This is a genomic window from Amycolatopsis sp. Poz14 (assembly GCF_006704225.1).
GTDB classification, from domain to species: domain Bacteria; phylum Actinomycetota; class Actinomycetes; order Mycobacteriales; family Pseudonocardiaceae; genus Amycolatopsis; species Amycolatopsis nivea.
In genome coordinates this window covers 2,601,984-2,625,667 of record NZ_JACLHD010000001.1, presented here as the reverse complement: position 1 = coordinate 2,625,667, position 23,684 = coordinate 2,601,984, and the positions used below count along the sequence as shown (strand labels likewise).

At 68.3% G+C, this 23,684-nt stretch carries 30 protein-coding genes; 8 read left to right on the top strand and 22 right to left on the bottom strand.

The window, feature by feature from the left end; translation table 11 throughout:
* Nucleotides 1–78: 78 nt before the first annotated feature.
* The 3 genes from FKO37_RS12965 to FKO37_RS12955 are packed head-to-tail and all read right to left on the bottom strand — an operon-like array spanning nucleotide 79 to nucleotide 3,105.
* Nucleotides 79–1,074, bottom strand: a complete 996-nt coding sequence (locus FKO37_RS12965; RefSeq protein ID WP_238604489.1) for a DUF3558 domain-containing protein — start codon at nucleotides 1,072–1,074, stop codon at nucleotides 79–81.
* A 47-nt stretch (nucleotides 1,075–1,121) separates the two neighbouring features.
* Complete coding sequence (locus FKO37_RS12960) at nucleotides 1,122–1,397, bottom strand: hypothetical protein (RefSeq protein WP_037815322.1); 276 nt, start codon at nucleotides 1,395–1,397, stop codon at nucleotides 1,122–1,124.
* A gap of 10 nt (nucleotides 1,398–1,407) precedes the next feature.
* Complete coding sequence (locus FKO37_RS12955) at nucleotides 1,408–3,105, bottom strand: sodium:solute symporter family protein (protein ID WP_043832136.1); 1,698 nt, start codon at nucleotides 3,103–3,105, stop codon at nucleotides 1,408–1,410.
* A gap of 254 nt (nucleotides 3,106–3,359) precedes the next feature.
* Between FKO37_RS12955 and FKO37_RS12950 the strand changes: the two genes are divergently transcribed.
* Nucleotides 3,360–3,785, top strand: coding sequence for a hypothetical protein (locus FKO37_RS12950; RefSeq protein WP_238604488.1), 426 nt, complete (start codon nucleotides 3,360–3,362; stop codon nucleotides 3,783–3,785).
* Nucleotides 3,786–3,801: 16 nt separating this feature from the next.
* Here FKO37_RS12950 and FKO37_RS12945 read toward each other — a convergent pair whose 3' ends face one another.
* The gene (locus tag FKO37_RS12945) at nucleotides 3,802–4,515 is read right to left on the bottom strand and encodes a TetR/AcrR family transcriptional regulator (protein WP_238604487.1); all 714 of its coding nucleotides are present in this window, start codon (nucleotides 4,513–4,515) and stop codon (nucleotides 3,802–3,804) included.
* Between the two features lie 89 nt (nucleotides 4,516–4,604).
* Here FKO37_RS12945 and FKO37_RS12940 point away from each other — a divergent pair, with 89 nt between their 5' ends.
* Entirely contained in the window at nucleotides 4,605–5,189 is a 585-nt protein-coding gene (locus FKO37_RS12940) for a flavodoxin family protein (protein ID WP_134667339.1), read from the top strand.
* A gap of 13 nt (nucleotides 5,190–5,202) precedes the next feature.
* Here the strand turns inward: FKO37_RS12940 and nucS are convergent, their stop codons facing one another.
* Nucleotides 5,203–5,862, bottom strand: coding sequence for an endonuclease NucS (nucS, locus tag FKO37_RS12935; RefSeq protein WP_037815327.1), 660 nt, complete (start codon nucleotides 5,860–5,862; stop codon nucleotides 5,203–5,205).
* 144 nt (nucleotides 5,863–6,006) lie between these two features.
* On the opposite strand from nucS, the gene FKO37_RS12930 reads away from it, so the two are divergent.
* The gene (locus tag FKO37_RS12930; protein ID WP_240014838.1) at nucleotides 6,007–6,495 is read left to right on the top strand and encodes an NUDIX hydrolase; all 489 of its coding nucleotides are present in this window, start codon (nucleotides 6,007–6,009) and stop codon (nucleotides 6,493–6,495) included.
* Nucleotides 6,496–6,574: 79 nt separating this feature from the next.
* Here the strand turns inward: FKO37_RS12930 and FKO37_RS12925 are convergent, their stop codons facing one another.
* Nucleotides 6,575–7,348, bottom strand: coding sequence for an enoyl-CoA hydratase-related protein (locus tag FKO37_RS12925; RefSeq protein ID WP_134667337.1), 774 nt, complete (start codon nucleotides 7,346–7,348; stop codon nucleotides 6,575–6,577).
* Nucleotides 7,321–8,319 (bottom strand): GlxA family transcriptional regulator, encoded by a 999-nt coding sequence (locus FKO37_RS12920; protein ID WP_238604485.1) that lies wholly within the window; start codon nucleotides 8,317–8,319, stop codon nucleotides 7,321–7,323. Before FKO37_RS12920 ends, FKO37_RS12925 begins: the two co-directional genes overlap by 28 nt.
* A gap of 71 nt (nucleotides 8,320–8,390) precedes the next feature.
* Here FKO37_RS12920 and FKO37_RS12915 point away from each other — a divergent pair, with 71 nt between their 5' ends.
* Nucleotides 8,391–8,948: a cysteine hydrolase family protein gene (locus tag FKO37_RS12915; RefSeq protein WP_238604484.1), complete on the top strand. Its 558-nt coding sequence runs from the start codon at nucleotides 8,391–8,393 to the stop codon at nucleotides 8,946–8,948.
* Here the strand turns inward: FKO37_RS12915 and ehuA are convergent.
* The 9 genes from ehuA to FKO37_RS12870 form a co-directional block, all read right to left on the bottom strand.
* The gene (gene ehuA, locus FKO37_RS12910) at nucleotides 8,932–9,696 is read right to left on the bottom strand and encodes an ectoine/hydroxyectoine ABC transporter ATP-binding protein EhuA (protein WP_037815335.1); all 765 of its coding nucleotides are present in this window, start codon (nucleotides 9,694–9,696) and stop codon (nucleotides 8,932–8,934) included. The two genes, FKO37_RS12915 and ehuA, sit on opposite strands and share 17 nt — an antisense overlap.
* Before the next feature lie 4 nt (nucleotides 9,697–9,700).
* On the bottom strand, nucleotides 9,701–10,357 hold the full coding sequence (gene ehuD, locus FKO37_RS12905; protein WP_037815337.1) for an ectoine/hydroxyectoine ABC transporter permease subunit EhuD: 657 nt from the start codon (nucleotides 10,355–10,357) through the stop codon (nucleotides 9,701–9,703).
* The gene (ehuC, locus tag FKO37_RS12900) at nucleotides 10,354–11,058 is read right to left on the bottom strand and encodes an ectoine/hydroxyectoine ABC transporter permease subunit EhuC (protein WP_238604483.1); all 705 of its coding nucleotides are present in this window, start codon (nucleotides 11,056–11,058) and stop codon (nucleotides 10,354–10,356) included. The genes ehuD and ehuC overlap by 4 nt, the downstream gene beginning before the upstream one ends.
* Before the next feature lie 16 nt (nucleotides 11,059–11,074).
* Nucleotides 11,075–11,980 carry an ectoine/hydroxyectoine ABC transporter substrate-binding protein EhuB gene (gene ehuB, locus FKO37_RS12895; RefSeq protein ID WP_051172122.1) on the bottom strand — a complete coding sequence of 302 codons (906 nt, stop codon included), beginning with the start codon at nucleotides 11,978–11,980 and terminating at the stop codon, nucleotides 11,075–11,077.
* 364 nt (nucleotides 11,981–12,344) lie between these two features.
* A complete protein-coding gene (locus tag FKO37_RS12890; protein WP_308196526.1) occupies nucleotides 12,345–14,369 on the bottom strand; it encodes a protein meaA in 2,025 nt (674 codons plus the stop codon).
* A 50-nt stretch (nucleotides 14,370–14,419) separates the two neighbouring features.
* Nucleotides 14,420–14,737: a DUF6191 domain-containing protein gene (locus FKO37_RS12885; protein ID WP_308196525.1), complete on the bottom strand. Its 318-nt coding sequence runs from the start codon at nucleotides 14,735–14,737 to the stop codon at nucleotides 14,420–14,422.
* A 3-nt stretch (nucleotides 14,738–14,740) separates the two neighbouring features.
* A complete protein-coding gene (locus tag FKO37_RS12880) occupies nucleotides 14,741–15,073 on the bottom strand; it encodes a hypothetical protein (protein WP_238604482.1) in 333 nt (110 codons plus the stop codon).
* Nucleotides 15,067–15,204, bottom strand: a complete 138-nt coding sequence (locus FKO37_RS12875) for a hypothetical protein (protein ID WP_238604481.1) — start codon at nucleotides 15,202–15,204, stop codon at nucleotides 15,067–15,069. Before FKO37_RS12875 ends, FKO37_RS12880 begins: the two co-directional genes overlap by 7 nt.
* 66 nt (nucleotides 15,205–15,270) lie before the next feature.
* Nucleotides 15,271–15,828, bottom strand: a complete 558-nt coding sequence (locus FKO37_RS12870; RefSeq protein ID WP_238604480.1) for a hypothetical protein — start codon at nucleotides 15,826–15,828, stop codon at nucleotides 15,271–15,273.
* A gap of 113 nt (nucleotides 15,829–15,941) precedes the next feature.
* On the opposite strand from FKO37_RS12870, the gene FKO37_RS12865 reads away from it, so the two are divergent.
* Nucleotides 15,942–16,571, top strand: coding sequence for a LysE family translocator (locus FKO37_RS12865; RefSeq protein WP_238604479.1), 630 nt, complete (start codon nucleotides 15,942–15,944; stop codon nucleotides 16,569–16,571).
* A gap of 105 nt (nucleotides 16,572–16,676) precedes the next feature.
* On the opposite strand, the gene FKO37_RS12860 is transcribed toward FKO37_RS12865, so the two are convergent.
* Genes FKO37_RS12860 through FKO37_RS12850 form a run of 3 tightly spaced genes read right to left on the bottom strand, consistent with a single transcriptional unit; the run spans nucleotide 16,677 to nucleotide 19,058 of the window.
* Nucleotides 16,677–17,867 carry a S9 family peptidase gene (locus FKO37_RS12860; protein ID WP_238604478.1) on the bottom strand — a complete coding sequence of 397 codons (1,191 nt, stop codon included), beginning with the start codon at nucleotides 17,865–17,867 and terminating at the stop codon, nucleotides 16,677–16,679.
* Nucleotides 17,864–18,670, bottom strand: coding sequence for an NmrA family NAD(P)-binding protein (locus FKO37_RS12855; protein ID WP_238604477.1), 807 nt, complete (start codon nucleotides 18,668–18,670; stop codon nucleotides 17,864–17,866). Before FKO37_RS12855 ends, FKO37_RS12860 begins: the two co-directional genes overlap by 4 nt.
* Complete coding sequence (locus tag FKO37_RS12850) at nucleotides 18,663–19,058, bottom strand: nuclear transport factor 2 family protein (protein WP_037815350.1); 396 nt, start codon at nucleotides 19,056–19,058, stop codon at nucleotides 18,663–18,665. Before FKO37_RS12850 ends, FKO37_RS12855 begins: the two co-directional genes overlap by 8 nt.
* 94 nt (nucleotides 19,059–19,152) lie before the next feature.
* Between FKO37_RS12850 and FKO37_RS12845 the strand changes: the two genes are divergently transcribed.
* Nucleotides 19,153–19,743, top strand: coding sequence for a TetR/AcrR family transcriptional regulator (locus FKO37_RS12845; RefSeq protein ID WP_037815429.1), 591 nt, complete (start codon nucleotides 19,153–19,155; stop codon nucleotides 19,741–19,743).
* Nucleotides 19,744–19,749: 6 nt separating this feature from the next.
* Here the strand turns inward: FKO37_RS12845 and FKO37_RS12840 are convergent, their stop codons facing one another.
* The gene (locus FKO37_RS12840) at nucleotides 19,750–20,295 is read right to left on the bottom strand and encodes a Uma2 family endonuclease (RefSeq protein ID WP_238604476.1); all 546 of its coding nucleotides are present in this window, start codon (nucleotides 20,293–20,295) and stop codon (nucleotides 19,750–19,752) included.
* Nucleotides 20,292–21,566: a UDP-N-acetylglucosamine 1-carboxyvinyltransferase gene (gene murA, locus FKO37_RS12835; protein WP_134733901.1), complete on the bottom strand. Its 1,275-nt coding sequence runs from the start codon at nucleotides 21,564–21,566 to the stop codon at nucleotides 20,292–20,294. The genes FKO37_RS12840 and murA overlap by 4 nt, the downstream gene beginning before the upstream one ends.
* 61 nt (nucleotides 21,567–21,627) lie before the next feature.
* Here murA and FKO37_RS12830 point away from each other — a divergent pair, with 61 nt between their 5' ends.
* Together FKO37_RS12830 and FKO37_RS12825 are read left to right on the top strand one after the other, a co-directional pair.
* Nucleotides 21,628–22,194: a cob(I)yrinic acid a,c-diamide adenosyltransferase gene (locus FKO37_RS12830; RefSeq protein WP_238604475.1), complete on the top strand. Its 567-nt coding sequence runs from the start codon at nucleotides 21,628–21,630 to the stop codon at nucleotides 22,192–22,194.
* Entirely contained in the window at nucleotides 22,176–23,216 is a 1,041-nt protein-coding gene (locus FKO37_RS12825; RefSeq protein WP_238604474.1) for an alpha/beta fold hydrolase, read from the top strand. Before FKO37_RS12830 ends, FKO37_RS12825 begins: the two co-directional genes overlap by 19 nt.
* A 242-nt stretch (nucleotides 23,217–23,458) precedes the next feature.
* Here the strand turns inward: FKO37_RS12825 and FKO37_RS12820 are convergent, their stop codons facing one another.
* The gene (locus FKO37_RS12820; protein ID WP_238604473.1) at nucleotides 23,459–23,629 is read right to left on the bottom strand and encodes a hypothetical protein; all 171 of its coding nucleotides are present in this window, start codon (nucleotides 23,627–23,629) and stop codon (nucleotides 23,459–23,461) included.
* Between the last annotated feature and the right edge of the window lie 55 nt (nucleotides 23,630–23,684).

Sequence of the window (23,684 nt, the reverse complement as noted above, 5' to 3'; positions counted from 1 at the left end):
GGCGGACCTCCGGCACCTCGGCGTCGTGGACGACCCCAACCTATGAGGTCGCCGGGCGCGCCGCAAAGCGCCCCCTGGTCACGCCGCGGGCAGTTTCCCGGCCAGCTGCTTGGCGAGCCCGACGGTCTTGCCGCACGGGTCGTCCTTGTCCGGCTGCGCGTCGGAGTTCGTGTACTCCAGCTGGACCACCTCGACGCGCTCTTCCTTCCACTGCCGGTGCTGCCATTTGACCTGGCAGCTCGACCCGGAGGTGCCTTGCTTCGAGTACGCCTGGCTGGGCGTGCCGACGTCGGCCTTCAGCCAGCCGTCGCCCTCGCTCGGCGCGACGCCGGGGAACATCGTCACCCGGACGCTCGGGATGAGGCCCCATTCGCACGAGTGCAGTCCGGACGGCCGCGGCTTCCCGCCCTTCACGACCCCGTCCACCGCGGCCGGGTCGAGCACCGTGCACGGGTCGACGGCGAGCAGCGTGCCCGGACCGGGCGTGTACTTCTGCGGGTTGTTGTGCAGCTTCTCGACCGCCGTCGCGACGAGCTTGCGGCCCGCGGCGCAGGCGTCGCCGCCGGTGTAGTCGATCCGGAAGGAGACGCCGATGGCCGGGTTCCGCGCGGTGAGCGCGCTGACCACGCAGCCGGATCCGCCGCCGAGGTCGGGCACCTCGACCTGCGGCAGCCCGCCGACCGCGCCGGTGGTCTTGTCGGAGGCGAACGTCACGAGGCCGCCGACGTCGACGCTCGCCCGGATTTCCTTGCCGCCCGGGTCGGTCGCCTTCGCGACACAGGAGTCGAACTGCGTGCTCGACGCGGTCGCCTCGCCCTGCATCGTGCCGAGCGGGCTCATCGCGGTCTTGTCCACGAACTGGCACGGCAGCACGTCGCGCAGCACGGCGGGAGCGACCGCGGGATCGGTGATCGGGCCGGACGTCGCGGCGCTGTCCCCGCCGGCGGGGACAGTCGTGCGCGCGAAGTTCTCCTTGCCCAGGTTCGGACCGCCGCACGCGGACATCGCGATCACGCCCGTCGCGGCCAGGGCGGACAACTTGAGGAACCGGCCGAACCGGCGATCGTGCACCACGTCCGGCAACCTAGCGGGCGAGGCTGCCGGACGTGGGCGCAACCCGGTTATTCGGCGGGTGAGGTTTCCGTCGTTTCCGTGCTCGGCGGCACGACGAGCGGCCGCAGCACCGCCCACAGCACGAACATCGCGGTCACCACCAGCAGGCCGATGCCCGACCAGAGGTTGATGTTCACGTCGGCGGCCTTCTTGAGGTCGTCGTCGCTGGTGAACCCGGCGCCCATGATCGTGAGGATCACGCCGTAGACGCCGAGCAGCAGCGCGATGATCAGCCGGATGTCGAAGGCGCCCGCCTTGTGCGGCCGCGAGGTTTTCTCGGTCATGCGGGCCTCCTCAGAAGATGATGTTGAGAGCGATCGTGAGCACGAGGACGATGCCGGCCAGCAGGCCCGGCTTGCGGTACCAGCCCGCGTTCTCGCCCGTGTTGTCGTGCTTGAGCGCGTCGCGCGGGGTGAGCGAGTAGACGAGGCCGACCAGCTGCGCGTCCGGCTTCGGCTGGGTCGCCAGGGAAACCCCGACGCTGACCACGATGTCGACGACGAACGCGGTGCCCGCGGCCACGAAGCTGGTGCCCTGCCCGGCGAGCGACAGCACGTCCAGCTGCGACAGCGCCCAGATCGTGATCGCCGACGCGGTACCGGCCACCAGGCCGATCCACCCGGCCGCCGCGGTCATCCGCTTCCAGAACATGCCGAGGATGAAGGTGGCGAACAGTGGCGCGTTGAAGAAGGAGAACAGGTCCTGCAGGTAGGTCAGGATGTTCGCCGACTGCGACGCGACGAACGCGGTGCCGATGGCCAGCACGGTCGCGACGACCGTGGTCTTGCGGCCGAGGCTCAGGTAGTAGCCGTCCGGCTTGTCCTTCTTCACGTACGTCTGCCAGATGTCGTACGTGAAGACGGTGTTGAACGAGCTGAGGTTCGCCGCCATGCCCGCCATGAACGACGCGAGCAGACCGGCGATCGCGATGCCGAGGATGCCGTTGGGCAGCAGGTCGCGCATCAGCAGCAGGAGCGCGTTGTTCGCGGTGACCCCGCTGGGCGCGGTCTTGTCCTGCAGCAGAAGTCCCTTGTCCTGCATGTACTCCGGCACCACGACGCCGGCGATCATGCCGGGGATGATCACGATGAAGGGCACCAGCATCTTCGGGAACGCGCCGATGATCGGCGTCCGCCGCGCGGCCGACATGCTCTTCGACGCCATCGCGCGCTGGACCTCGACGAAGTTCGTCGTCCAGTACCCGAAGGACAGCACGAAGCCGAGACCGAACACGATGCCGAGAACGGACAGGAAGTTGTTGCCGAAGCCGGTCAGGTTGTCGCCCGGCCAGGAGTGCAGCTGCGCGGTGCCGCCGGGGCCGTCGGTGATCTTCTGCACCAGGCCCTGCCAGCCGCCGACCTTGACCAGGCCGACGATGGTGAGCGGCAGCAGCGCCACGACGATCACGAAGAACTGCAGCACCTCGTTGTAGATCGCGGCGGACAGCCCGCCCAGCGCGGTGTACGTGAGCACGATGGCGGCCGCGACGACGATCGACACCCACAGCGGCCAGCCCAGCAGCAGCTTCACGACGCTGGCCAGCAGGAACAGGTTCGCGCCCGCGATGAGGATCTGCGCCGCGGCGAAGCTGATGCCGTTGACGAGGTGTGCCGTCGGACCGAACCGCCGCCGCATGAACTCGGGGACGCTGCGGACCTTGGAGCCGTAGTAGAACGGCATCATCACCAGGCCGAGGAACAGCATCGCCGGGATGGCGCCGATCCAGAAGTAATGGACGGTCGGCAGGCCGTAGAGGACGCCGTTCGCGGACATGCCCATGACCTCGACCGCGCCGAGGTTCGCGGAAATGAACGCCAGACCGGTGACCCACGCCGGCAGCGACCGGCCCGACAGCAGGAAGTCGAGACTGCTCGACACCTGCCTTCGCGCGAGATAGCCGATGCCGAGCACCAGGACGAAATAGAACGCCAACTCGATGTAGTCGATCGGACTCGCGTCGAGCCGCAAGTTCGCGTCGGCGAGGAACGGCACCCTGCCACCTCCGAATCAAACATTCTCACACAGAAAACACCATCGTTCCTGTCAGACCGGCACAGTACTGCATGGATTCCGAAGAGGCACCCCGACACCGCGGTTTTTCACCAACCTGCCGCTGACCTGTGCATTCCGCGTGCCCGGAAGCACCCGTGTTGAGTCCTGTCGCTTCGCTCGCCAACCCCTCACCAACGGGACAGATTCACTCGTTCCGGGGTGCTGCTCGGCGTCGGGCCCATAAGATCCCGGCGATGACCGGCCCCGCGCTGCCCCTCCCCGGACGGCTTCGCGCCGCTTTCGGGCTCGTGGTCCTGCAAGCGCTGCTGAACGGCGCGTTCGGCGTCTTCGCCCATCGGCAAATCGACAAGCAGCGCGCTGGCGGCGAGGAACCGTTTTCGATTCTGTACTCGCTGGAGTACCTGTCGTACGCCTTCGCCGCCGGACTGCTGACGGCCGGGATCGTGGTTCTGCTCGGCTACGGCTGGGGCCGATGGGTCCTGCTCGCGGTCGAGGTACCGTCCGCGCTCGGCGGACTGCTCAACCTGGCGGGCGGTGGCGCAGCAGCGGCGGCGGGCCTGGTGCTGGCTGGAGTGGTGGTGACGACGTTGTTCCACGCGGAAGTGAAGGCGTGGTTCGCTGCGAAAGCTGCTCAGCGTCGCGCCGGGTCGGCGGTCTGACGCATTCCCTCCGGCGTCATCGGCTGGCTTCGTTGAGCCGGGCGAGCCATTCGCGCAGCAGACCGGCCTCGAAGACGCTAAAGCCCGCTTCGGTGACCGGGTCGGCGTCCTTGGTGGGGGTGACGATTCCGAGCAGGGCCTGCGCCCGGTCGGCAACCGGGGAACTTTCGGGGGCCGGTTGGTCGATCAGCGCGTCGAGCACCAGGTCGCCCAACGGCCGGATCACCTCGATGTCCCGCGCTTCTTCCGGCTGGGCCAGCAGGAGCAGAACCGCGCCGGTCGTGGACGCCTCGATCGCCACCGCGGCCGCCTCGACCGGCACCCGGAGCCGGCCCTGCGCGTTGGCGCGTTCGAGCATGCCGCACAGGATGGCCCGGTTTTCCGCCGCCGCCGCGGGCTGTTTGCCCGGCCGGACGGTTCCGTACATCAGCGTGTAGATCGCGGGATTGGCCAGCCCGAACGCGACGTGCATCTCCCAGCCGTGACGCAGGTCCTCGACCGGATCCTCGCTGGGCTCGAGCGCGTGCTTCTCCGCGAGGTAGCTCTCGAAACCGAAGGTGACCACGGCGTCGAGCAGCCCGTCCTTGTCCGCGAAAAGCCGGTACAGCGTCGGAGTTTGCACTCCGGCCGCCGCCGCGACCGCCCGGGTGGACAGCCCCGACGGGCCGGCCGTCGCCAGCAGTTTCACCGCTTCGCTCAGGATGCGCTCGCGCTGGTCGTCCGATGCCATGTGCCGACGATAACAGATTCCTGTTGACGTTGACACTGACGCTGTCATCGGAATAGCGTTATCAACGTCAACAGCGAAAGGAACCTCTGATGTCCTCTGTTCACGTCGCCATCGCTTACTTCTCCGGCTACGGGCACACCCTCGAGATCGCGAAGGCCGTCGCGGCGGGCGCCGAGTCAGTGCCCGGCACCCGCGCCGACCTGGTCGACGTAGCCGAAATGACCGACGCGAAATGGGAAACCCTCGACGCCAGCGACGCGATCATCTTCGGCACGCCGACCTACATGGGTTCGGCGTCCGGCGCGTTCCACGTGTTCGCCGAAGCGACCTCGAAGCGCTGGATGTCCCAGCGCTGGCTGGACAAACTCGCGTCCGGGTTCACCAACTCCGGCTCGATGAGCGGCGACAAACTGCACACGCTGCAGTACCTGGCGCTGCTCGCCGCGCAGCACGGCATGCACTGGGTCAGCCTCGGCCTGATGCCCGGCTGGAACACCACCACCAGCAGCGAACACGACGACAACCGGCTCGGGTTCTACCTCGGCGCGGGCGCGCAGACCTGGAACGACCAGGGCCCGGAAGCCGTCCACGCCGCCGACCTCGCCACCGCACGCCACCTCGGCGCCCGGGTCGCGACGCAGGCCCGGCGGTACCGGCAGCCGCTCGCCGCCTGACCCCGGGCGGTGCTCAGAACAGCCGGAACTCGTCCGAATCCGTGCCGCGCAACGCGTCGTAGTCCAAGACGACGCAGCGGATCCCGCGGTCCTCGGCGAGGACGCGCGCCTGCGGCTTGATCACCTGCGCCGCGAACACGCCCTGCACCGGGGCGAGCAGCGGGTCGCGGTTGAGGAGTTCGAGATACCGGGTCAGCTGCTCGACCCCGTCGATCTCGCCGCGGCGTTTGATTTCCACCGCGACCGAACCGCCGTTGGCGTCGCGGGCCATGATGTCGACCGGGCCGATCGCGGTCGGGTACTCGCGGCGGACCAGCGTGTAGCCGTCGCCGAGGGTTTTGATGTGCTCGGCGAGCAGTTCCTGCAAATGCGCTTCGACGCCGTCCTTCTGCAGGCCCGGGTCGACGCCGAGGTCGTGCTTCAGGTCGTGCATGACCTCGTCGATGGTGATGACGAGTTTCTCGCCCGCCTTGTTCTGGACCGTCCAGACGTCCGGGTCCTCGATCAGCCAGCACGGCGGCGACATCCAGTTCAGCGGCTTGTAGGAGCCGCCGTCGGAGTGCACGAGCACCGAGCCGTCGGCCTTCACCATCAGGACGCGGTTGGCCATCGGGAGATGCGCGGTCAGCCTGCCGACGTAGTCGACCTGGCACCGGGCGACGACGAGCCTCATCGGACCCGCCCCGCACGGAGCGGGCTGGCTTGCTGGGAGGGGAGCACGAGACGCACCCGCCGAGGGTAGGACAGGCTCGGCGATACTGGCGAGGTGGACCCCATTCAGCGTGTCGCGACCCGCGAGGTGTATCGGAACAACTGGATGACGGTGCGCGAGGACGCCATCCGCCGCGCCGACGGCAGCGACGGCATCTACGGCGTCGTCGACAAACCGACCTACGCGCTGGTCATCCCCCTCGACGGCGACCGGCTGCACCTGGTCGAGCAATTCCGGTACCCGCTCGGAATGCGGCGCTGGGAATTCCCGCAGGGCACCGCGCCGGACCTCGCCGAGACCCCGCCCGCCGAACTGGCGCAACGGGAACTGCGGGAGGAGACCGGATTGCGGGCGTCGGCGTTCACCGAACTGGGGATGCTGGACGTCGCGCCCGGGCTGACCAGCCAGCGCGGGCACGTGTACCTGGCGACCGGTCTCACCGAGGGCGAGCCGGAGCGGGAACTGGAAGAACAGGACATGCGGACGGCGTGGTTCAGCCGGGCCGAGGTGGAGAAGATGATCTCCACCGGGGAGATCTCGGACGCGCAGACGGTGGCGGCTTATACGTTGCTGCTGCTGCACGAACGTCGCTGACTGGGCTTTCGCCAGAAGTCCGTGAGGGCCACCCTATGGGAATCAGATTCCCTCAGGGTGGCCCTCACGTACGTCAGGATCAGTCCGTCCAGTCAGGTTTGCGCTTCTCCAGGAACGCCGCCATTCCCTCCCGAGCCCCCGGCAGCTGCGAAGCCGAAGCCATCACCTCGACGGCGATCGCGTAGGCGTCCGCTTCCGGGCGGTCCAGCTGCGCGTACAGGGTCTGCTTCCCCATCGCCTTGCTCGCCCGGCTGCCGCGGGTCGCGCGGCCGAGCAGGTCGGCGACCGCCTCGTCCAGGGAATCGTCCGGGACCACGCGGTTGACCAGGCCCCAGTCCAGCGCCGTCGCCGCATCGATCACGTCGCCGGTCAAGGCCAGTTCCATCAGGCGTTTCCGGCCGATCGCGCGCGCCACCGGCACCGCGGGCGTGTGGCAGAACCAGCCGCCCTTGCCGCCGGGCAGCGCGAATCCCGAGGACTCCGCCGCGACCGCCAGGTCGCACGACGCCACCAGCTGGCATCCGGCGGCCGTCGCCAGGCCGTGCACCCGGGCGATCACCACCTGCGGGACCGATTCCATCGTCCGCATCAACGTCGTGCACAGGGTGAGCAGTTCGCGCACCCCCATGAGGTCGCGGGCGGCGACGTCGCCGAAGTCGTGCCCGGCGGAGAACACCGGCCCCGCGCCGGCCAGCACGATGCCGGTCGCGTCGGACTCGCCCGCCTCGCGGAACGCGGCGAGCAATTCGCCGAGATGGTCGGCGGACAGCGAATTGCGCCGTGCCGCGCGGTTCATCGTGATGGTGACCGTGTCCCCGTCCCGCTTCACGAGGAGGTGCTCGTACTCGCCCATGCCCCGACCGTAACCCCGACCGGCGGGATGCGGAAAGTGCGCCGATACGAATCCGGCCCGACCCCGACCTCCGCCCGCAGCCGTCGGCGCAGGTTCGCGGCGCTGCCGAGCCCCGCCCGCTCGGCCACCCGGGCGACCGGCAGATCCGTGGTCTCCAGCAGCCGCTGCGCGTGCTGCACCCGCTGGACGAGCAGCCACCGGCCGGGCGTGCTCCCCGTCGCGGCGGCGAACTCGCGATGGAAGGTCCGCGGGCTCATCCCCGCGTGCTCGACCAGATCCGGTACGCCGATCTCGTCGGCGAGCCGGGTCAGCGCCCAGTCCATTGTGGACGCGATACCCGGCCGGGAAGCGTTGGCGGGCAACGGAGCTTCCGCGTACTGGCGCTGGCCGCCTTCCCGCACCGGCGGCATCACCAGCCGCCGGGCAAGCCGCGCAGCCACCTCAGCCCCATGGTCACGGCGTACCAGATGCAGGCAAAGATCAAGACCGCCGACGACGCCCGCCGAGGTAAGCACGCCGTCCTGTTCGGTGTAGAGCACGTCGCGGCGGAGTTCGGCAGCGGGCGCGGCCGTCGCGAGTGCGTCCAGGTCCCGCCAATGCGTGGTCGCGGGGCGGCCGTCGAGCAATCCGGCAGCAGCGAGGGTGAAAGCTCCGGAGCAAAGCCCAGCCACCGTCGAACCGGCGCGATGGGCCCGGCGAAGCGCGGCGCGAGCGGCGGCGGGTACTTCGGCCAGCGGATCGTCCCGTCCGGGGGCGAGAACCAGGTCGCAGTCGGCCAAGCCGGAAAGCCCGTGCGTCGCGACGACTTCGCCGAACGGCGACACCCGCGTCCTTCCTCGCCCCGGCGCGCAGACGCGCACCGCGAACGGGCCGATCCCGCTGTCGGTGCGGTCCTGCGCCCACACCTCCGCGATCACCGCGAGGTCGAACATCCGACTGCCCGGCAGGAGCAGCACCCCGATCGTGCGCATGGCAGAAAAGTATCGCATCGCGCGTCTTGTGCCACTCCCCGCCGCGTGCTCCCCCGGACAGAATCGAAGCCATGACCACCGCATTGCTGCTGATCGACGTCCAGCGAGGATTCGACGACGCCGAGTTCTGGGGACCGCGCAACAACCCCGGCGCGGAAGCGAACATGAAGGCACTGCTGCGAGCCTGGCAGGACCGGCGCGACCCGGTCGTGCTCGTGCACCACGATTCGACCACGCCCGGTTCGCCGCTGCGCCCGGGTCAGCCCGGCAACGATTTCAAACCCGAACTCGACGGCGCCCGCCCGGACCTGATCTTCGGCAAGAAGGTCAACTCGGCGTTCCTGGGCGACGTCGACCTGGACGCCTGGTTCAAGACCCGTGGCATCACGAGCTTCGTGCTGGCCGGGATCCAGACCAACTTCTGCTGCGAAACCACCGCGCGGATGGGCGGAAACCTGGGCTACGACATCACTTTCGCCCTGGACGCTACCTTCACCTTCGACTTGGAAGGCCCGGACGGCACCGTCCTCACCGCCGACGAGCTGTACCGCGCGACCGCGACGAACCTGCACGGCGACCGTTTCGCGACGGTCAAGTCCACCAAGGAAATTCTCACTCTCGATCAATGACGGCGCGCAGGAATTCCTTCGTGCGCTCGTGTTCCGGCGCGGTGAACAACCGATCCGGCGGCGCGTCCTCCAACACCTGACCGCGGTCGAACATCATCACCCGATCCGACACATCGCGAGCGAACTGCATCTCGTGCGTCACGCACAGGATCGTGATGTCCGTGGTCGAGGCGATTTCCCGGAGCACCCGCAGCACCTCCGCGACCAGTTCCGGGTCCAATGCCGACGTGACCTCGTCCAGCAGCAGCACTTCCGGCCGCATCGCCAACGCGCGAGCGATCGCGACGCGCTGCTGCTGGCCGCCGGAAAGCTGCGTCGGATGCGCGTCCGCCTTGTCCGCGAGGCCGACCAATTCGAGCAGTTCGGTCGCGCGCGCCGTCGCGTCCCGCGCGGACAGGCCGAGGGCGCGGATCGGGGCCTCGGTGATGTTCTGCAGGACCCGCATGTTCGGGAAGAGGTTGAACTGCTGGAAAACCATCCCGATCGACCGGCGCATCCCGCGGAGGTATTTCTCGTCCGCCGGAACGAGTTTTCCCCGCCGGGGCATGTGGCTCAGCGGCTTGCCGCCGACCTCGATCCGGCCGCCGTCGACCTTCTCCAGGGTCATCAGCAACCGCAGGATGGTCGTCTTGCCGGAACCGCTCGGCCCGATCAGCGAGACGAATTCCCCTGGCGCGACGGTGAAATCGAGGTCGCGCAGCACGGTGGTGCCGCCGAACTTCTTCACCACCTGGTCGAAGCGGATCATCGGTTCATCTGCTGAGTCCAAAACGACGCTCCAGGAATCGCACGAGCAGGGACGCCGGGTAGCTCAGCACGAGGAAGAGCACGCCCGCCAAGGTGAGAGGTTCGACGTAGCGGAAATTCAGCGAGCCGACCTCGAACGCGGCGCCGGCGAGGTCGAGCACGCCGATCGCCAGCAGCAGCGGGGTTTCCTTGAACATCGAGATCGTGTAGTTGCCGAGCGCGGGCAGCACCCGCGGGATCGCCTGCGGCAGGATCACCCGCAGCCAGGTGCGCGCTTTAGGCAGGCTGAGCGCGACCGCGGCCTCCCACTGTCCTTTCGGGACAGCGTCGATCCCGGCGCGGTACACCTCGGACGTGTAAGTCGCGTAATGCAGCCCGAGTCCGAGCACGCCCGCGGTCAGCGGCGAGAGCGTCACCCCGAACTGCGGCAGCACGAAGAACAGGAAGAACAACTGGACCAGCAACGGAGTGCTGCGCACGAACTCCACCACCAGCCAGGTCGCCCAGCTGACCGCGCGAATCCGCGACCGCCGGAGAATCGCGAAAACCAAACCCAGCACGTAGGCGAGCAGTGCGCCGAGAACGGTCGCCTCGAACGTCACCAGGAGCCCCTCCAGCACCGAAGGAAGCACCTTCCACAGATAAGCCCAGTCCCAGCTCATGTGCCCGCCCCGCTCAGCACTGCCCGCCGCCGGGCGGGTGCGCGGCCTACCCGCGCCGCTGTCCGCCGTTCCAGCAGTTTCATGCCGCTGCTGATCAGGATCGACAGGACCAGGTAGAACACCAGCACGATCGTCCAGATCAACGCGGCCTGCCCGGTGTAGCGCGTCACCAGGACCTGGCTCGCCTGATAGGTCATCTCGGGCACGGTGATGAAGGTGAGCAGCGCGGTGCCCTTGAGCAGTTGGATGAACAGGTTCGTGAACGGCGGCACCATGTCGACCAGCGCCTGCGGCAGGATCACCCGCCGCATCCGCTGCGCCGGCGTGAAGTTGAGCGCGACGCAGCCTTCCCGCTGCTCACGCGGGACCGCTTGCACAGCGCCGCGCACGATCTCCGCGCCGTACGCGCCGAAGTTCAGGCCGAGCACCGCGATGCCGGACCACAACGGCAGGATCTGGAAACCGGTGAGCACGGGCAGCGCGAAGTAGATCCAGAACAGCTGGACGACCTCCGAGGTCCCGCGCCACACCTCGACGTAGATCCGCGTGACAGCACGCAAAACGGCGAACCGCGACAGCATCGCCAGCCCGGCGAGGAACGACAGAACAGTGGCGACCAGGATGCCGCCGACCGTCGCCTCGACCGTCAGCAGCAGTCCGTTCGCGACGGCGGAGACGAACAGTCCGAAGTGGTCGAACATCAGCCGTCCACCGCCGTCAGGAACCCGAGCAGAGCTGCTCGGTCGTGACGTCGGCGGGCGGCAGGTTGTCCTTGGTGAAGCCGAACGGCTTGACGATCTCCAGCCATTGGCCGTTCTGGTGCAGCTTCGCCAGTTCGGCGTTGAACGCGTTCACCAGATCGCTGTCGGTCTTGCGGAACACGAAACCGCCTGCCTGGATCTGTTTCTTGCCCTGCACCTGCGGCACGAATCCGCTCGTGACCTCCAGCGCGGCACCCGGATTCTGCTTGAGCAGCGCCTTCAGCGAGATGTCGGTGAGCGCGCCCGCGTACGCGCGATTCGCCTGCAATGCCTGCAGCATTTGCGGTTGGCCGTCGTAGGTCTGCAGCTGGCTGTCCGGGATCCCGGTCGCCTTCGCCACCTGCTGCTCGACCGTGCCGGACAGCACCGCGAGGTTCACGCCCTTCGCCTTGATGTCCTCAAAATTCAGGACTTGCTTCGGATTCCCTTTCGGCACCAGGAAAGCCGTGGGGGTCACGTAGTCGACCGCGGAGAACGCCGCCTGTTTGCACCGGTCCGGCAGGATCGCCATGCCCGCGGCGACCATGTCGTACTGGCCCGCGGCGAGCGCCGGGATGAGCTGTTTGAATTCGACCTGCGTCGCTTCGACCTTCGCGATGCCGATGTTCTTGAAGACCGCCTTGGCGACCTCAGGCGATTCGCCGGTCACGTTGCCGCCGTCGGTGTAACCGTAGGGGATCTCGCCCGCGATGCCGACCTTGATGGAGCCCGCCTTCTTCGCCCGGTCGAGCGCTCCGCCGCCTTGCCCGCCCGCCTGCGGGGCTTGGGTGCACGCGGCGGCGAACGCGGTTCCGCCCAGCACCACCGCTCCGGACGCCGCCAGCCGGAAGAAGTCCCGTCGCTTCCATTCGTCGTGAACCATGTCGCGGCCCCTTCGCCCTGATCGGGTCACGAACCCGTGACCTGCGATTTCCGGTCACGGCCGGCCAGGGACCCCACCCCGCGAAGCTGGCGGCAGTGACGCCGACAAGGATCGAACGTAGGCACCCGCCGGGGCGCGGTCAAAGATTCTTTTGCGCCCGGTCGGTTCTGTTACCGATTAGAAACGCGCTTCCCGGCGCGATTTTCCGTACTGACGAAAATTGATCATCGACAATTAGGCCCGGACGCAGCGACTTCCCAGGAACTCGATCATCCACAGTGGACTAAACCCGGCCATTGGCCAAGATTGCGCCACTGTAACGGTAATCGATCACCGCGGGGTTTCACGCTGGAGAACCGAACGGCTACGCACCGCTCAATCCGTGCCGTTCGCGAATCAATTCCACGATACCGGCCATGATGTCGGTCAATTCGTAGTCCTTGGGCGTGAACACCCGCGCGATCCCGCGTTCGGTCAGCAGCGCGGCGTCGTCCGGCGGGATGATGCCCCCGACGATCACCGGGATGTCCCCGGCCCCGGCCGCGCGCAGGCCGTCGACCACCAGCGGCACGACCTCCAGATGCGACCCGGACAGCACCGACAGCCCGACGACGTGCACGCCCTCCTGCACCGCGGCCGCGACGATCTGGTCCGGAGTCAGCCGGATGCCCTGGTAGATCACCTCGAACCCGACGTCGCGAGCCCGCACCGCGACCTGCTCGGCACCGTTGGAGTGTCCGTCCAGCCCGGGTTTCCCGACGAGAATCCGCAGCCGCTCGCCGAGTTCGGTTTCGGTGCGGCGCACCAGTTCCCGGACGCGCTCCAGTTCCGGATTGCCCTGCCCGGCCGCCGAAGCCGCGGAAACGCCCGTCGGCGCCCGGTATTCCCCGAACACCTCGCGCAGCGCGCCCGACCATTCCCCGGTCGTCACGCCAGCCCGGGCACAGTCCACAGTGGCCTCGAACAGATTGTCCGAAGTGGACGCTTTCGCCTTCAGCGCGGCGAGTGCCTTCGCCACCGCGGCGTTGTCCCGTTCCTCGCGCCACTTTTCCACCGCGGCGACCGCGGCCTTCTCCACCGCCGGGTCGATCGTCTCGATCGCTTTGGCCCCCTCCGCCTGCAACGGCGACGGCTCAGTGGTCTCGAACTTGTTGACCCCCACCAGAATGCGCTCGCCGTTCTCCATCCCCCGCCGGTACTCCGCGAGCGACGAAACCAGCTGCGACTTCATGTAACCGCTCTCGACGGCGGCCACCGCCCCGCCAAGGTCCTGCACCCGCGCGATCTCCTCGCGCGCGCCGGAAACGATCTCGTCGACCTTCGCCTGCACTACGTGCGAACCGTCGAAAATGTCCTCGTACTCCAGCAGATCCGTCTCGAACGCGAGCACCTGCTGCATCCGCAGCGCCCACTGCTGATCCCACGGCCGAGGCAGCCCCAGCGCCTCATTCCACGCCGGCAGCTGAATCGCCCGCGCCCGCGAACCCCGCGACAGCGACACGGCGAGCATCTCCAGCACGATCCGCTGGACGTTGTTCTCCGGCTGCGCCTCGGTGAGCCCGAGCGAGTTCACCTGCACGCCGTACCGCAGCCGCCGCGCCTTCGGGTTCTCGACGCCGTAGCGCTCGCGCGTCAGCTCGTCCCACAGCTGCGTGAACGCGCGCATCTTGCACATCTCTTCGACAAACCGGACGCCCGCGTTGACGAAGAACGAGATCCGCGCGACGACCTTCTCCATGTCGGCCTGGTCGACCTGACCGGAGTCGCGCACCGCGTCCAGCACGGCGATCGCGGTGCACAGCGCGTACGCGACCTCCTGCGTCGGCGTCGCGCCCGCTTCCTGCAGGTGGTAGCTGCAGATGTTGATCGGGTTCCACTTCGGCACGTGGTGCACGGTCCACGCGATCATGTCGGTGATCAGCCGGAGGCTCGGCCCGGGCGGGAAAATGTAGGTGCCGCGGGAGAGGTACTCCTTGATGATGTCGTTCTGCGTGGTGCCGGTGAGCTTGGCGAGCACCTCGTCGACGTCGCGGCCCTCGGCCTCGGCCTGCTCGCGCGCCACCGAGACGTACAGCGCGAGCAGCCACATCGCGGGCGCGTTGATGGTCATCGAGGTGTTCGCCTCGGCGAGCGGGATGCCGTCGAACAGCTGCCGCATGTCGCCGATGTGCGAAACCGGCACGCCGACCTTGCCGACCTCGCCGCGCGCGAGCACGTGGTCCGGGTCGTAGCCGGTCTGCGTCGGCAGGTCGAAGGCGACCGACAGCCCGGTCTGCCCCTTGGCGAGGTTCCGGCGGTACAGCTCGTTGGACGCGGCGGCGGACGAATGACCCGCGTAGGTGCGCATCACCCAGGGCCGGTCGCGCTCGTGGTCGGTGGGGTACGGCACGGTGCACCTCTCTTCGCCGAGACGACCGCCCGAGTGTACCCGCCGGTAACTTAATCGGCGGAGTGGATTCGGCCACTCCCGGGTGAAGCACCGGGCCGGACGACCACTACCCCGCGGTCGAGGTCGACGGTACCCAGCGGAGGCGCTCCCTGCGCGTCCTCCTCGAGGGTCATCTCCACCGAATCCCGGTGCTCGAGCTCATTGCGCTTGGTGCCGTAGAGGAACGCGGTGACCTCGTCGAGGTACGTCGAGGACAATCGCGCCTTGAGCCGGGACGGTTTCTTCTTCCGCCGCAGTTCCCATCCGCCGACGATCAGCAGCACGATGGTGGCGACCGGCAGCGCGAGACCCAGCAAGGTCAGCAGCATGTTTCACCCAACGACCGGGGCGCGCGAAGCGTTCCGGGCGATCAGAGCGGCGACGTGCTCCGCTTCCTCGAAGTGAGCAGTTCGGGCAGCATCATTGATGCGCGACGACTGCACCCGGTACTGCTGATCGCGCAGAGCGGGCCGGAAGTTGACGGTGCCGGTGCCGTGGTCGAGCACTCGCAGTTCGCGCAGCTCCGGATGCCAGATCCAGTGGAACTCGTCGCCGCCCGGACGGTCGGCGACGAAAATGAGCCTGCGATCGGTCACCAGGTAAGTCAGCACCCCGAGCAGCAGTTTCCGCTGCCGGTTCCGCTCGGCGGACAGTCCGATCAGCATGCCGAAGAAGCCCCGGCACCAGTGCGAGCCACCACCGAAACGACGTAGCCGTGATAATCGCGGTAACGCCGCACGAACCGCTGCGGTCGCCCGGACCAGAGCAGCTGTTCGCCTTCGGCCAGTGGGTACATGACGCCCTCCTCGCTCCCGAGGAGAGCACGCCGCCTGGTTCGACTGGGTTGCCCGGCCGGCCGGAGTCAGCTGGATGTTCCGCCCGACGGCTGGAGAGCGCGGAGTGTTCGAGCGATCAGTTCGGCGACGTGCTCCGGCTCCTCGATCGCGATCAGTTCGGGCGTCATTGTCGTCAGCGACGACTGCGCCTGGAACTTCTGGTCGCGCAGCCGGACACGCGATGGCCCCTTGAAGCTGACGGTGCCGGTCCCGTCGCCGTGGTCGCGCAGCCGCGGCTCGTCCAGGTCAGGAAGCCACACCCAGCGGAACTCGATGCCGCCCGGACGGTCGGCGACGAAGACGAGCCTGCGATCGGTCACCAGGTAAGTCAGCACGCCGAGCAGCAGCTTTCGCTGCCGGTTCCGTTCGGCGGTCTGCGCGACCGCCGCGCCGAAGAAGCCCGGCAACAGCGCAAGGACGGCGAGCTCCATGCCGAGCTTCACGCTGGCGAAAACGCCTAGCGCGCCAAGCGCGGCGAAGCCCACCGTCGCTGCGACGTACCCGTGAAAGTCCGCGTACCGACGCGGGTACCGCTGCGGCCGCCCGGACCAGAGCAGGTGCTCGCCTTCTGCCAGTGGAAACATGTCGCCCTCCTCGCTCCCGAAGAGAGCACGCCGTCCGGTTCGCCCAGGTTGCCGAACCGGTGTGACGGAAATCCGCGAGACGTCGGCCGGTCCGGGATCTACCGTGGTCAGACGTGACGTGGAGCGGGTACGGCAGTTATCTGGTGATCGTGGTTCTCATCGTGCTCGCGCCGGGGCCGGACACGATGGTGATGCTGAAGAACGCCCTGTCCGGCGGCGCGCGCGGCGGCTTGCTGGCCACGGCGGGCATCCTCGCCGGCAACGCGGTGCAGGGCACGGCCGCGGCGCTCGGGCTCGGCGTCGTGATCGCCCGTTCGCAGCCGGTGTTCCTCACGCTCAAGTGGCTCGGTGCCGCATACCTCCTGTTCCTCGGCTTCCAAGCGCTGCGCGGCGCCTGGCGCGGCAACTACGACGCGGTCGCCGACACCCAGCGCAAGCGCACCAGCGGCTTCCGGCGGTGGCGCGAAGGGTTCCTGTCCAACATCACGAACCCCAAGGTGCTGGTGCTGTACCTGTCGGTGCTGCCGCAGTTCCTCGACCCGGTGCGCACGACGACCTGGGACGCACTGGTGCTCGCGTACACGGTCGCCGTGCTGGGCACGATCTGGCTGCTGGTGCTGCTGTTCTTCGTGCACCGCGTCCGCGCGTGGCTCAGCCGCCGCAAGGTCCGCCGCGCGCTGGACGGGGTGACCGGCACCGCGCTGGTCGGGTTCGGCGCGGCGCTGGCCCTCGAATCCTCGTGAGCGTTGGCGGACGACGGAGTGTCCGCGATGTCCTGAGACATCAACTGTCGGCGATGTCCTGAGACTCAGCAGCCGGTGAGAACCGGCTTCAACACTCACGAGAACTCACAGCACGTCGTCCAGCCAGTCGTAGATCCGGCCGCTCGCGAGCCGCATCGCGCCGACGTGGCAGTGTGCGTCCGCGCCCTCCTCCGCGGTGAAGTTCAGCAGCTTCTTCGGGCCGCTGATCCGGTCGTACAGCTGCTGCGGCTGTCCGGTGAAGAACAGGTCCTCCAGGGCGTCGCAGATCAGCGCCGGGCATGTGATGCGCTCGGCCACGCCGTCGTAGAGGTTGTACTCGAGGTACTTCGCCAGGAACTCGCGATCGGTCGCGCCGCCCATCACGTAGCGGCCGTGGCCCAGTGCCCAGCGGACGGTCGGGCTCTGCTCCTTCGCGCCGGCTAGAAAGGCGTCCAGTTCAGGGTCCTCCGGTGCGTTCGCGCGGCGGACGATCTCGTCGCGGTCCCACGGCAGTTGCTGCACGAAAGCCGCACCGGCGTCGAAGAGCCCGTCCACGGCGACGACGGCCGACAGCCGCGGTTCGAACGCGGCGGCGCGCGGCGCGAGCATCCCGCCGAGGCTCCAGCCGATCAGGGCGACCTTCTCCGGGATCACGCCGGGCAGAGCGAGTGCGTAGTCGAGAACCTGGCCGACGACGTGCTCCCAGTCCGGGCGGAACAACATCCCGTCGCGGTGGACGGCGCTGGGCTGGCCGGGACCGTCGAAGGTCAGCACGTGATAGCCGCGTTCCTGGCCCGCGGTCGCGCCCATGAAGTGCAGATCCTCGGCGCTGCCGTCGAAACCGTTGTGCGCCACCAGAAGCGGCTTCGGGCCGTCGCCGGGAGCGCGGTAGAAGTAGCCGCGCAAGACGTGGCCGTCGTAGGGGATTTCGATCCGTTCGACGTGATCGAGCGTTGCTATCGCGTTCTGGAAGCACTCGACGTTGCGCTCGTAGGCGTAGTTGATCCGCGGGTCTTCCGGGTTGCTGTGCAAGAAAAACTCGGCACGGCGGTAGTACGTCGAGGCCCGCAGGTACGCGTCGCGTGCGCTGACCGGGTGCATGGTCGCGGCCTCGGCGTAAAGCCGCTCAGCGGTGGCGAGCCACGCGTCGTGCCAGCTGTCGTAGTCACCGGATTTGATGTTCGACGCGATCGCGACGATCTCGCCGAAATCCGCGCCCCCGTATGCGATCTCGCCGAACGCGAGCAAGGTCTCGAACCAGAATTGCGGGTCGTCTTCGAACAGCAGCGGCTTCATCGGATCTCTTCCTTCGCGAAAGTGCGGAAATCACGGGCGGGTCGTCCGGCGACCCGCTCGACGGTGTCGGTGACGCGGTCCTCGGCGCCGCCGCGAATCGCCTCGTCCAGCAAGGCGAGCATTTCGGCGTACGACTCGGGGAGCCCGTCGCGGACCAGGAATTGCTGGTACTGCGAGGTGGAAACCGGCTCGTGTACGACCGGATGGCCGAGCCGTTTCCCGACGATCTCGGCGGCCTCGGCGTAGCTGAGCGCGCGCGGACCGGTGATGAGGTGATCGGTGTTGTGCGGTTCCGGGTCGAGCAGCGCGCGGACGGCGACCGCGGCGATGTCGACGGCGTCGACGAACGCCACCCGGGCGTCCCCGGTCGCGGTGACGATCCGGCCCGCGCGGGCGCTGTCGCCGACCAGATGCCCGGCGGTGAAGTTCTGCATGAACCACGACGGCCGCAGCACCGCCCAGCCCGGCTGACGGCGGACGAGGCCGGGCAGCCCGCCCACTACCGGGGTGTGCTCGTCCACCGCGGACGAACTGAGCAACACCACCCGCGCGTCCGGCGCGTGCTTGAGGAACTCTTCGACGAGCGACTGCGGATCGGCTCCGACGGGGGCGATCAGGTAGACCGCCGAGACCCCGTCCAGCGCCGGACCGTACGTCGCGGGCTCGTCCCAATCGAACCGGATCTGGCCGGGTTCGACGGGATTCCGGGTCGCCGCGCGCGGCCGCACCCCGGCGGCTTCGAGCCCGCGCACGACGCGGCTGCCGGTGGTGCCGGTGGAGCCGAGCACGAGAACGTCAGACACCCGGCACCCCGAGAACGTCGATCACCGCGAGCGGGCTGAAGTAGTCGCGATACCGGTGGATCTGGCCGTCCCGGACGGTCAGCACCACGACGTAGCCGAGGCGGTACGGCTTCTGCGTGGCGACCGCGATGCCGGCCAGTTCGAACTCCGCGATCGAGACCTCCGGATCGGTCGTCTGGTGCACGGTCTTGGCGGCGACCTCGCGGATGTCGAACAGGTTCGGGTAGTTGCGCAGGTACTCGGCCAGTGCGGCGCGGCCTTCGACCCGCCCGGGCTCGCCGGGCGCGGCGAACGGGAACTCGAGCACGGCGTCCTCGGCGAACAACTGCACGAATCCGGCCATGTCGTGCTGGACCAGCAGGTCGAGCGCGTGATCGATGAGCTGCATCGAACCCCCTCCTCAGGAATGGACGAGACGGTACCGTCTCATCCACAACGTACACGGGACGGTACCGTCCCGTCCACACGCTATGCTGATCGCCATGACGACCCGCCGGACACCGACCGGAGCTGCCGTTCTGCAGCCCGACGTCACTTACGCCATCACCGAAGCCGTGATCGACGAACTGGCCGACCACGGTTTCGGCAGGCTGTCGATGGAAGCGGTCGCGAAACGCGCGGGCGTCGGGAAGAGCGCGCTTTACCGGCGCTGGCCGTCGAAAGACGAAATGATCGGCGCGGTCATCGCGGAATTCAGCGTGGCGCGCGCGGTGGACCCGGACACCGGCAGCCTGCGCGGCGATATCCGGGCCTCGCTGGAAGCACTCTGCGAATGGATCACGCATCCGCGGTTTTCACGGATCTTCCCCGGGCTGATCGCGGAAGCCCGCCGGAACCCGGCCATGGCCGAATTCGCCCGCCTGACGATCGGCGGCCCCCGGCGGGCGGTCAACCGGGCGGTGTTCACGAGAGCGATCGAGCGCGGGGAGATCCCGGCGGACACGGATATCGAACTGGCGCTGGATATGGGCGCGGGAATCGTTTACTGGCGGCTGATCGTGCGCGGGGTTCCGGCGGAGGAGGGGTATTTGGATCAGGTGACGGATTTGGTGGTGCGGGCGTTGAGCGCGTAACCGGCTTTACAGCAGGGTTTTCAGTTCCAGCGACACTTCGACCGGAGTGACGACCTGGAAAGTGCCCTGGTGCGCGCCGGTCGGGACGTACGAGCGGGTGGTCGCGTCGAGTCGGTAGCAGAAGACGGTAAGCCCGCCGACCTCGTCGGTGGTGTTCTCGACCCGCCAGAACTGCGGAATCCCGGCGGCCGCGTACTCAGCGGGTTTGTCGATCTGATCGACAGTGATCGATCCTGGCGACATCACCTCGACAACGAGGCGGCAGTGCTCCGGGCGCAGCACTGCGTCGGTGGGCAGATCTGCGTCGTAGACGACCAAGTCCGGACGCCGGTTCAGCAACGGGACATCGCGCAGCCGGAGGTCGACGTCGAACTCGACGGCGAGATCGCTGCCGCAGGCCGATTCGAGTTCGTAAGACAGCCTCCGAGTGATTCTCTGATGCCTTCGCGACCGCATCGGCCGAGCACGGATTACCCCGTCGACGACCTCGACGTCGCGGCAGCTTTCTTCGTCCCGCTCCGCGTAGTCGCCTGCGGAGCACCCGTCGCTCAAGCCCGCTCCGGCTCCCCCGTCACCCGCTCGATCCGGGCGCCCAGCCGGTTCAGGTTTTCCACGAAATGCGGGTACCCGCGGTCGATGTGGAACACGTCCCACACCTCGGTCACGCCGTCCGCACACAGTCCGGCCAGCACCAGCCCGGCCCCGGCGCGGATGTCCGACGCCCACACCGGCGCGCTCGACAGCTTCTCCACTCCTCGGACCACCGCGTGGTGGCCGTCCGTGCGGGCGTCGCCGGACAGCCGGATCATCTCTTCGATGAACCGGAACCGGGCCTCGTACACGTTCTCGGTGATCATCGACGTGCCCTCGGACACCGCCGACAGCGCGACCGCGAACGGCTGCAGGTCGGTGGCGAAACCGGGGTACGGCAGCGTCACCCAGTCGACCGCCTTCGGGCGTTCCGGCTGGACGACGCGGAAGCCCTTGTCGTCGTAGGTGGTCACCTCCGCGCCGGCCAGGCGCAGTTTGTCCAGGACCAGGTCGAGGTGGTGCGGGTTCACGCCGCGCACGGTCAGGTCGCCGCGGGTCATCGCGGCGGCGAACGCCCAGGTCGCGCCGACGATGCGGTCGCCGATCACGCGGTGTTCGGTCGGGTGCAGCGTCTCGACGCCGTGGACGGTGAGCGTCGAGGTGCCCGCGCCCTCGATCTTCGCGCCCATCTCGGTCAGCATCGTGCAGATGTCGGCGATTTCCGGCTCGCGGGCGGCGTTGTCGATCACCGTCGTGCCCTCGGCCAACACGGCCGCCATCAGGATGTTCTCGGTCGCGCCGACGCTCGGGAAGTCCAGCCAGATCTGGGTGCCCACCAGCGTCTCGGCCTTCGCGACGACACAGCCGTGCTCGATGGTGCTCGTCGCGCCGAGCTTGCGGAGGCCGTTCTGGTGCATGTCGAGGGGACGCTGGCCGATCGCGTCGCCGCCGGGCAGCGCGACGACCGCCTGCTTCAGCCTGCCGACCAGCGGGCCCAGCACGCACACCGAGGCGCGCAGCTTGCCCATCGCCGCCGAATCGGCGCGGTGCGACAGCTCCGCGGGCGTCGTGATGCGCGCCGTGTCGCCCTCGATCTCCACCTCGCAGCCGACGCTGCGCAGGACGTCGCCCATCAGCGGGACGTCCAGGATCTGCGGGCAGTTCGTGATGGTCGTGGTGCCTTCGGCCAGCAGTGCCGCGGCCATCAGTTTCAGCACGCTGTTCTTCGCGCCGACCACGTCGACCTCGCCGACCAGCCGGGCTCCGCCATGCACGTCGAAGTGCTCGCTCATGGCCGCCAATCATGCCCTCTCGCCCAGTTTTGCCCGAACCCGGGCCGGTAGAGTCGAACGTATGGTGGTTCGTATCAACCGGGTCTACACGAAGGTCGGCGACAGCGGCACGACCGCGCTCGGCGACGGTTCCCGGGTGCCCAAGACTTCGGCCCGGCTGTCCGCCTACGCCGACACCGACGAGGCCAATTCCGTGCTCGGCCTGGCGATCGCGCTCGGCGGGCTCACCGACGAGATCGCCGCCGTGCTGCGCCGGATCCAGAACGACCTCTTCGACGTCGGCGCGGACCTGTGCCTGCCGATCCAGGAAGACCCGCCGTACGAGCCGCTGCGCATCACCGAGGCGTACCTGGAGCGGCTCGAAGGCTGGTGCGACGAGTTCAACGAGCGGCTGCCGAAGCTCACGTCGTTCATCCTCCCGGGCGGCACCCCGGGCGCGGCGTTCCTGCACCAGGCGCGCACGGTCTCCCGCCGCGCGGAACGGTCCGCGTGGGCGCTGATGGAGACCGAGCCGGACACGTCCAACCCGATCGCGGCCAAGTACCTGAACCGGCTCTCGGACCTGCTGTTCATCCTCGCCCGGCTGGCCAACCCCGAAGGCGACGTGCTGTGGCAGCCGGGCGGCTGATCGCGGCAGGCGCCTCCGTCCTGGCGACGGCAGGCCTCGCCGCGGGCGGCTGGGCCGTACGCAACCGCAAGACGTACGACTGGGCGCTGGCCCGCACCCGGCGAGCCGGATTCACCGAGCACGACGTGGTGGTCAACGGCTCGAAACTGCACTACGCCCAAGGCCCGGCGGGCGACAAGCCGCCGCTGCTGCTGATCCACGGCCAGGCCGTCGACTGGCAGAGCTACGCGCGCGTGCTGCCGGACCTGGTGCGGGACTTCACGGTCTACGCGGTCGACGTCCACGGGCACGGCCAGTCCGCGCGGACGCCGGAGAAGTACACGGCGACCGCGGTCGGCACCGATCTGGCGCGGTTCGTCGAGGAGGTCATCGGCACGCGGGTCGTCGTGTCCGGGCATTCGTCGGGCGGCCAGCTGGCGGCCTGGCTCGCCGGGAACCGGCCGGACCTGGTGAGGGCGGTCGTGCTGGAGGACCCGCCGCTGTTCACCACCCTGCTGCCGCGGGCGGAGAAGACCTGGAACTGGGTCGACCTCGCCACGGCCTGCCACACGTACCTGCAGTCCGGCGGATCCGACTGGGGCGCCCACCTCTTCGCGCACCAGAAACTGTGGGACTTCTTCGGCGACGGCGCGGAACGCATCATCCGCTCCGGGCTCAAGCGGCGGGAAAAGCATCCGGACCGGCCGATCACGGTGTTCTTCATGCCGCCGAGCTGGAACGACATGCAGCGCGCGGTCGAGCACTACGACCCGCGGTTCGGGGACGCGTTCTATACCGGCGTCTGGGACGAGGGCTTCGACCACGAGGCGACGCTGCGCAAGATCGAAGCGCCGACGATCCTGATCCACGCGAACTGGAAGTACGGCGAGGACGGCGTCCTTCAGGGGGCGATCGACGCGGAGGACGCGCAGCGGATCGCCTCGCTGATCAGCGACGTCGAGGTCGTGCGGGTGGACAGCGGACACAACGTGCACGGCGAGAAACCGGCACGGTTCGCGGGAATCGTCCGCTCCGTGCTCTGACTACCGGGCCTGCGGCTGTCTCACTGATCAACAATGCCGCAGTCGTCCGGATGAACAGAACGACAAACCTGCGCAGGCCCAGCTGGCCTCGGACGCGGCCCAAGACACGATCGACCCGAAAACCGCGCAGCGGATCGCCTCGTTGATCAGCGACGTCGAGGTCGTGCGGGTGGACAGCGGACACAACGTGCACGGCGAGAAGCCAGCACAGTTCGCGGGAATCGTCCGCTCCGTGCTCTGACCTACCGGGACCAGTTAGCTTCCTGAGCAGCCCAGTAGCGCTCGTAATCGACGTCCCACGTCGAATCGCGGCCTGGCTCGACAGCCTGGGCCACCGTCAGCTCCTCGAGCCGCACCGGCTTAGGCAAGGTCTGCCACCGGCGCGCGCGGTCTTCCCGTTCTCGGGCGTCCATGTTCCCAGCGTAGCGCCGGTCAACCCGCTGCACGAGAAGCAAACGGCCCGCCATC

Bases quoted from the DNA above. Each gene is read 5' to 3' on its own strand.
- FKO37_RS12950 (WP_238604488.1), top strand. From the start codon at position 3,360: ATGACCGGCCCCGCGCTGCCCCTCCCCGGACGGCTTCGCGCCGCTTTC.
- FKO37_RS12820 (WP_238604473.1), bottom strand. From the start codon at position 23,629: ATGGACGCCCGAGAACGGGAAGACCGCGCGCGCCGGTGGCAGACCTTG.
- ehuD (WP_037815337.1), bottom strand. From the start codon at position 10,357: ATGAGCTGGGACTGGGCTTATCTGTGGAAGGTGCTTCCTTCGGTGCTG.
- murA (WP_134733901.1), bottom strand. From the start codon at position 21,566: ATGAGCGAGCACTTCGACGTGCATGGCGGAGCCCGGCTGGTCGGCGAG.
- FKO37_RS12875 (WP_238604481.1), bottom strand. From the start codon at position 15,204: ATGTACCCACTGGCCGAAGGCGAACAGCTGCTCTGGTCCGGGCGACCG.
- ehuA (WP_037815335.1), bottom strand. From the start codon at position 9,696: ATGATCCGCTTCGACCAGGTGGTGAAGAAGTTCGGCGGCACCACCGTG.
- FKO37_RS12940 (WP_134667339.1), top strand. From the start codon at position 4,605: ATGTCCTCTGTTCACGTCGCCATCGCTTACTTCTCCGGCTACGGGCAC.
- FKO37_RS12885 (WP_308196525.1), bottom strand. From the start codon at position 14,737: ATGCTGCTGACCTTGCTGGGTCTCGCGCTGCCGGTCGCCACCATCGTG.
- FKO37_RS12845 (WP_037815429.1), top strand. From the start codon at position 19,153: ATGACGACCCGCCGGACACCGACCGGAGCTGCCGTTCTGCAGCCCGAC.
- FKO37_RS12870 (WP_238604480.1), bottom strand. From the start codon at position 15,828: ATGTTTCCACTGGCAGAAGGCGAGCACCTGCTCTGGTCCGGGCGGCCG.
- FKO37_RS12915 (WP_238604484.1), top strand. From the start codon at position 8,391: ATGACCACCGCATTGCTGCTGATCGACGTCCAGCGAGGATTCGACGAC.
- FKO37_RS12830 (WP_238604475.1), top strand. From the start codon at position 21,628: ATGGTGGTTCGTATCAACCGGGTCTACACGAAGGTCGGCGACAGCGGC.
- FKO37_RS12925 (WP_134667337.1), bottom strand. From the start codon at position 7,348: ATGGGCGAGTACGAGCACCTCCTCGTGAAGCGGGACGGGGACACGGTC.
- FKO37_RS12920 (WP_238604485.1), bottom strand. From the start codon at position 8,319: ATGCGCACGATCGGGGTGCTGCTCCTGCCGGGCAGTCGGATGTTCGAC.
- FKO37_RS12850 (WP_037815350.1), bottom strand. From the start codon at position 19,058: ATGCAGCTCATCGATCACGCGCTCGACCTGCTGGTCCAGCACGACATG.
- ehuC (WP_238604483.1), bottom strand. From the start codon at position 11,058: ATGTTCGACCACTTCGGACTGTTCGTCTCCGCCGTCGCGAACGGACTG.
- ehuB (WP_051172122.1), bottom strand. From the start codon at position 11,980: ATGGTTCACGACGAATGGAAGCGACGGGACTTCTTCCGGCTGGCGGCG.
- FKO37_RS12930 (WP_240014838.1), top strand. From the start codon at position 6,007: ATGACGGTGCGCGAGGACGCCATCCGCCGCGCCGACGGCAGCGACGGC.
- FKO37_RS12960 (WP_037815322.1), bottom strand. From the start codon at position 1,397: ATGACCGAGAAAACCTCGCGGCCGCACAAGGCGGGCGCCTTCGACATC.
- FKO37_RS12860 (WP_238604478.1), bottom strand. From the start codon at position 17,867: ATGAAGCCGCTGCTGTTCGAAGACGACCCGCAATTCTGGTTCGAGACC.
- nucS (WP_037815327.1), bottom strand. From the start codon at position 5,862: ATGAGGCTCGTCGTCGCCCGGTGCCAGGTCGACTACGTCGGCAGGCTG.
- FKO37_RS12945 (WP_238604487.1), bottom strand. From the start codon at position 4,515: ATGGCATCGGACGACCAGCGCGAGCGCATCCTGAGCGAAGCGGTGAAA.
- FKO37_RS12880 (WP_238604482.1), bottom strand. From the start codon at position 15,073: ATGCTGATCGGACTGTCCGCCGAGCGGAACCGGCAGCGGAAACTGCTG.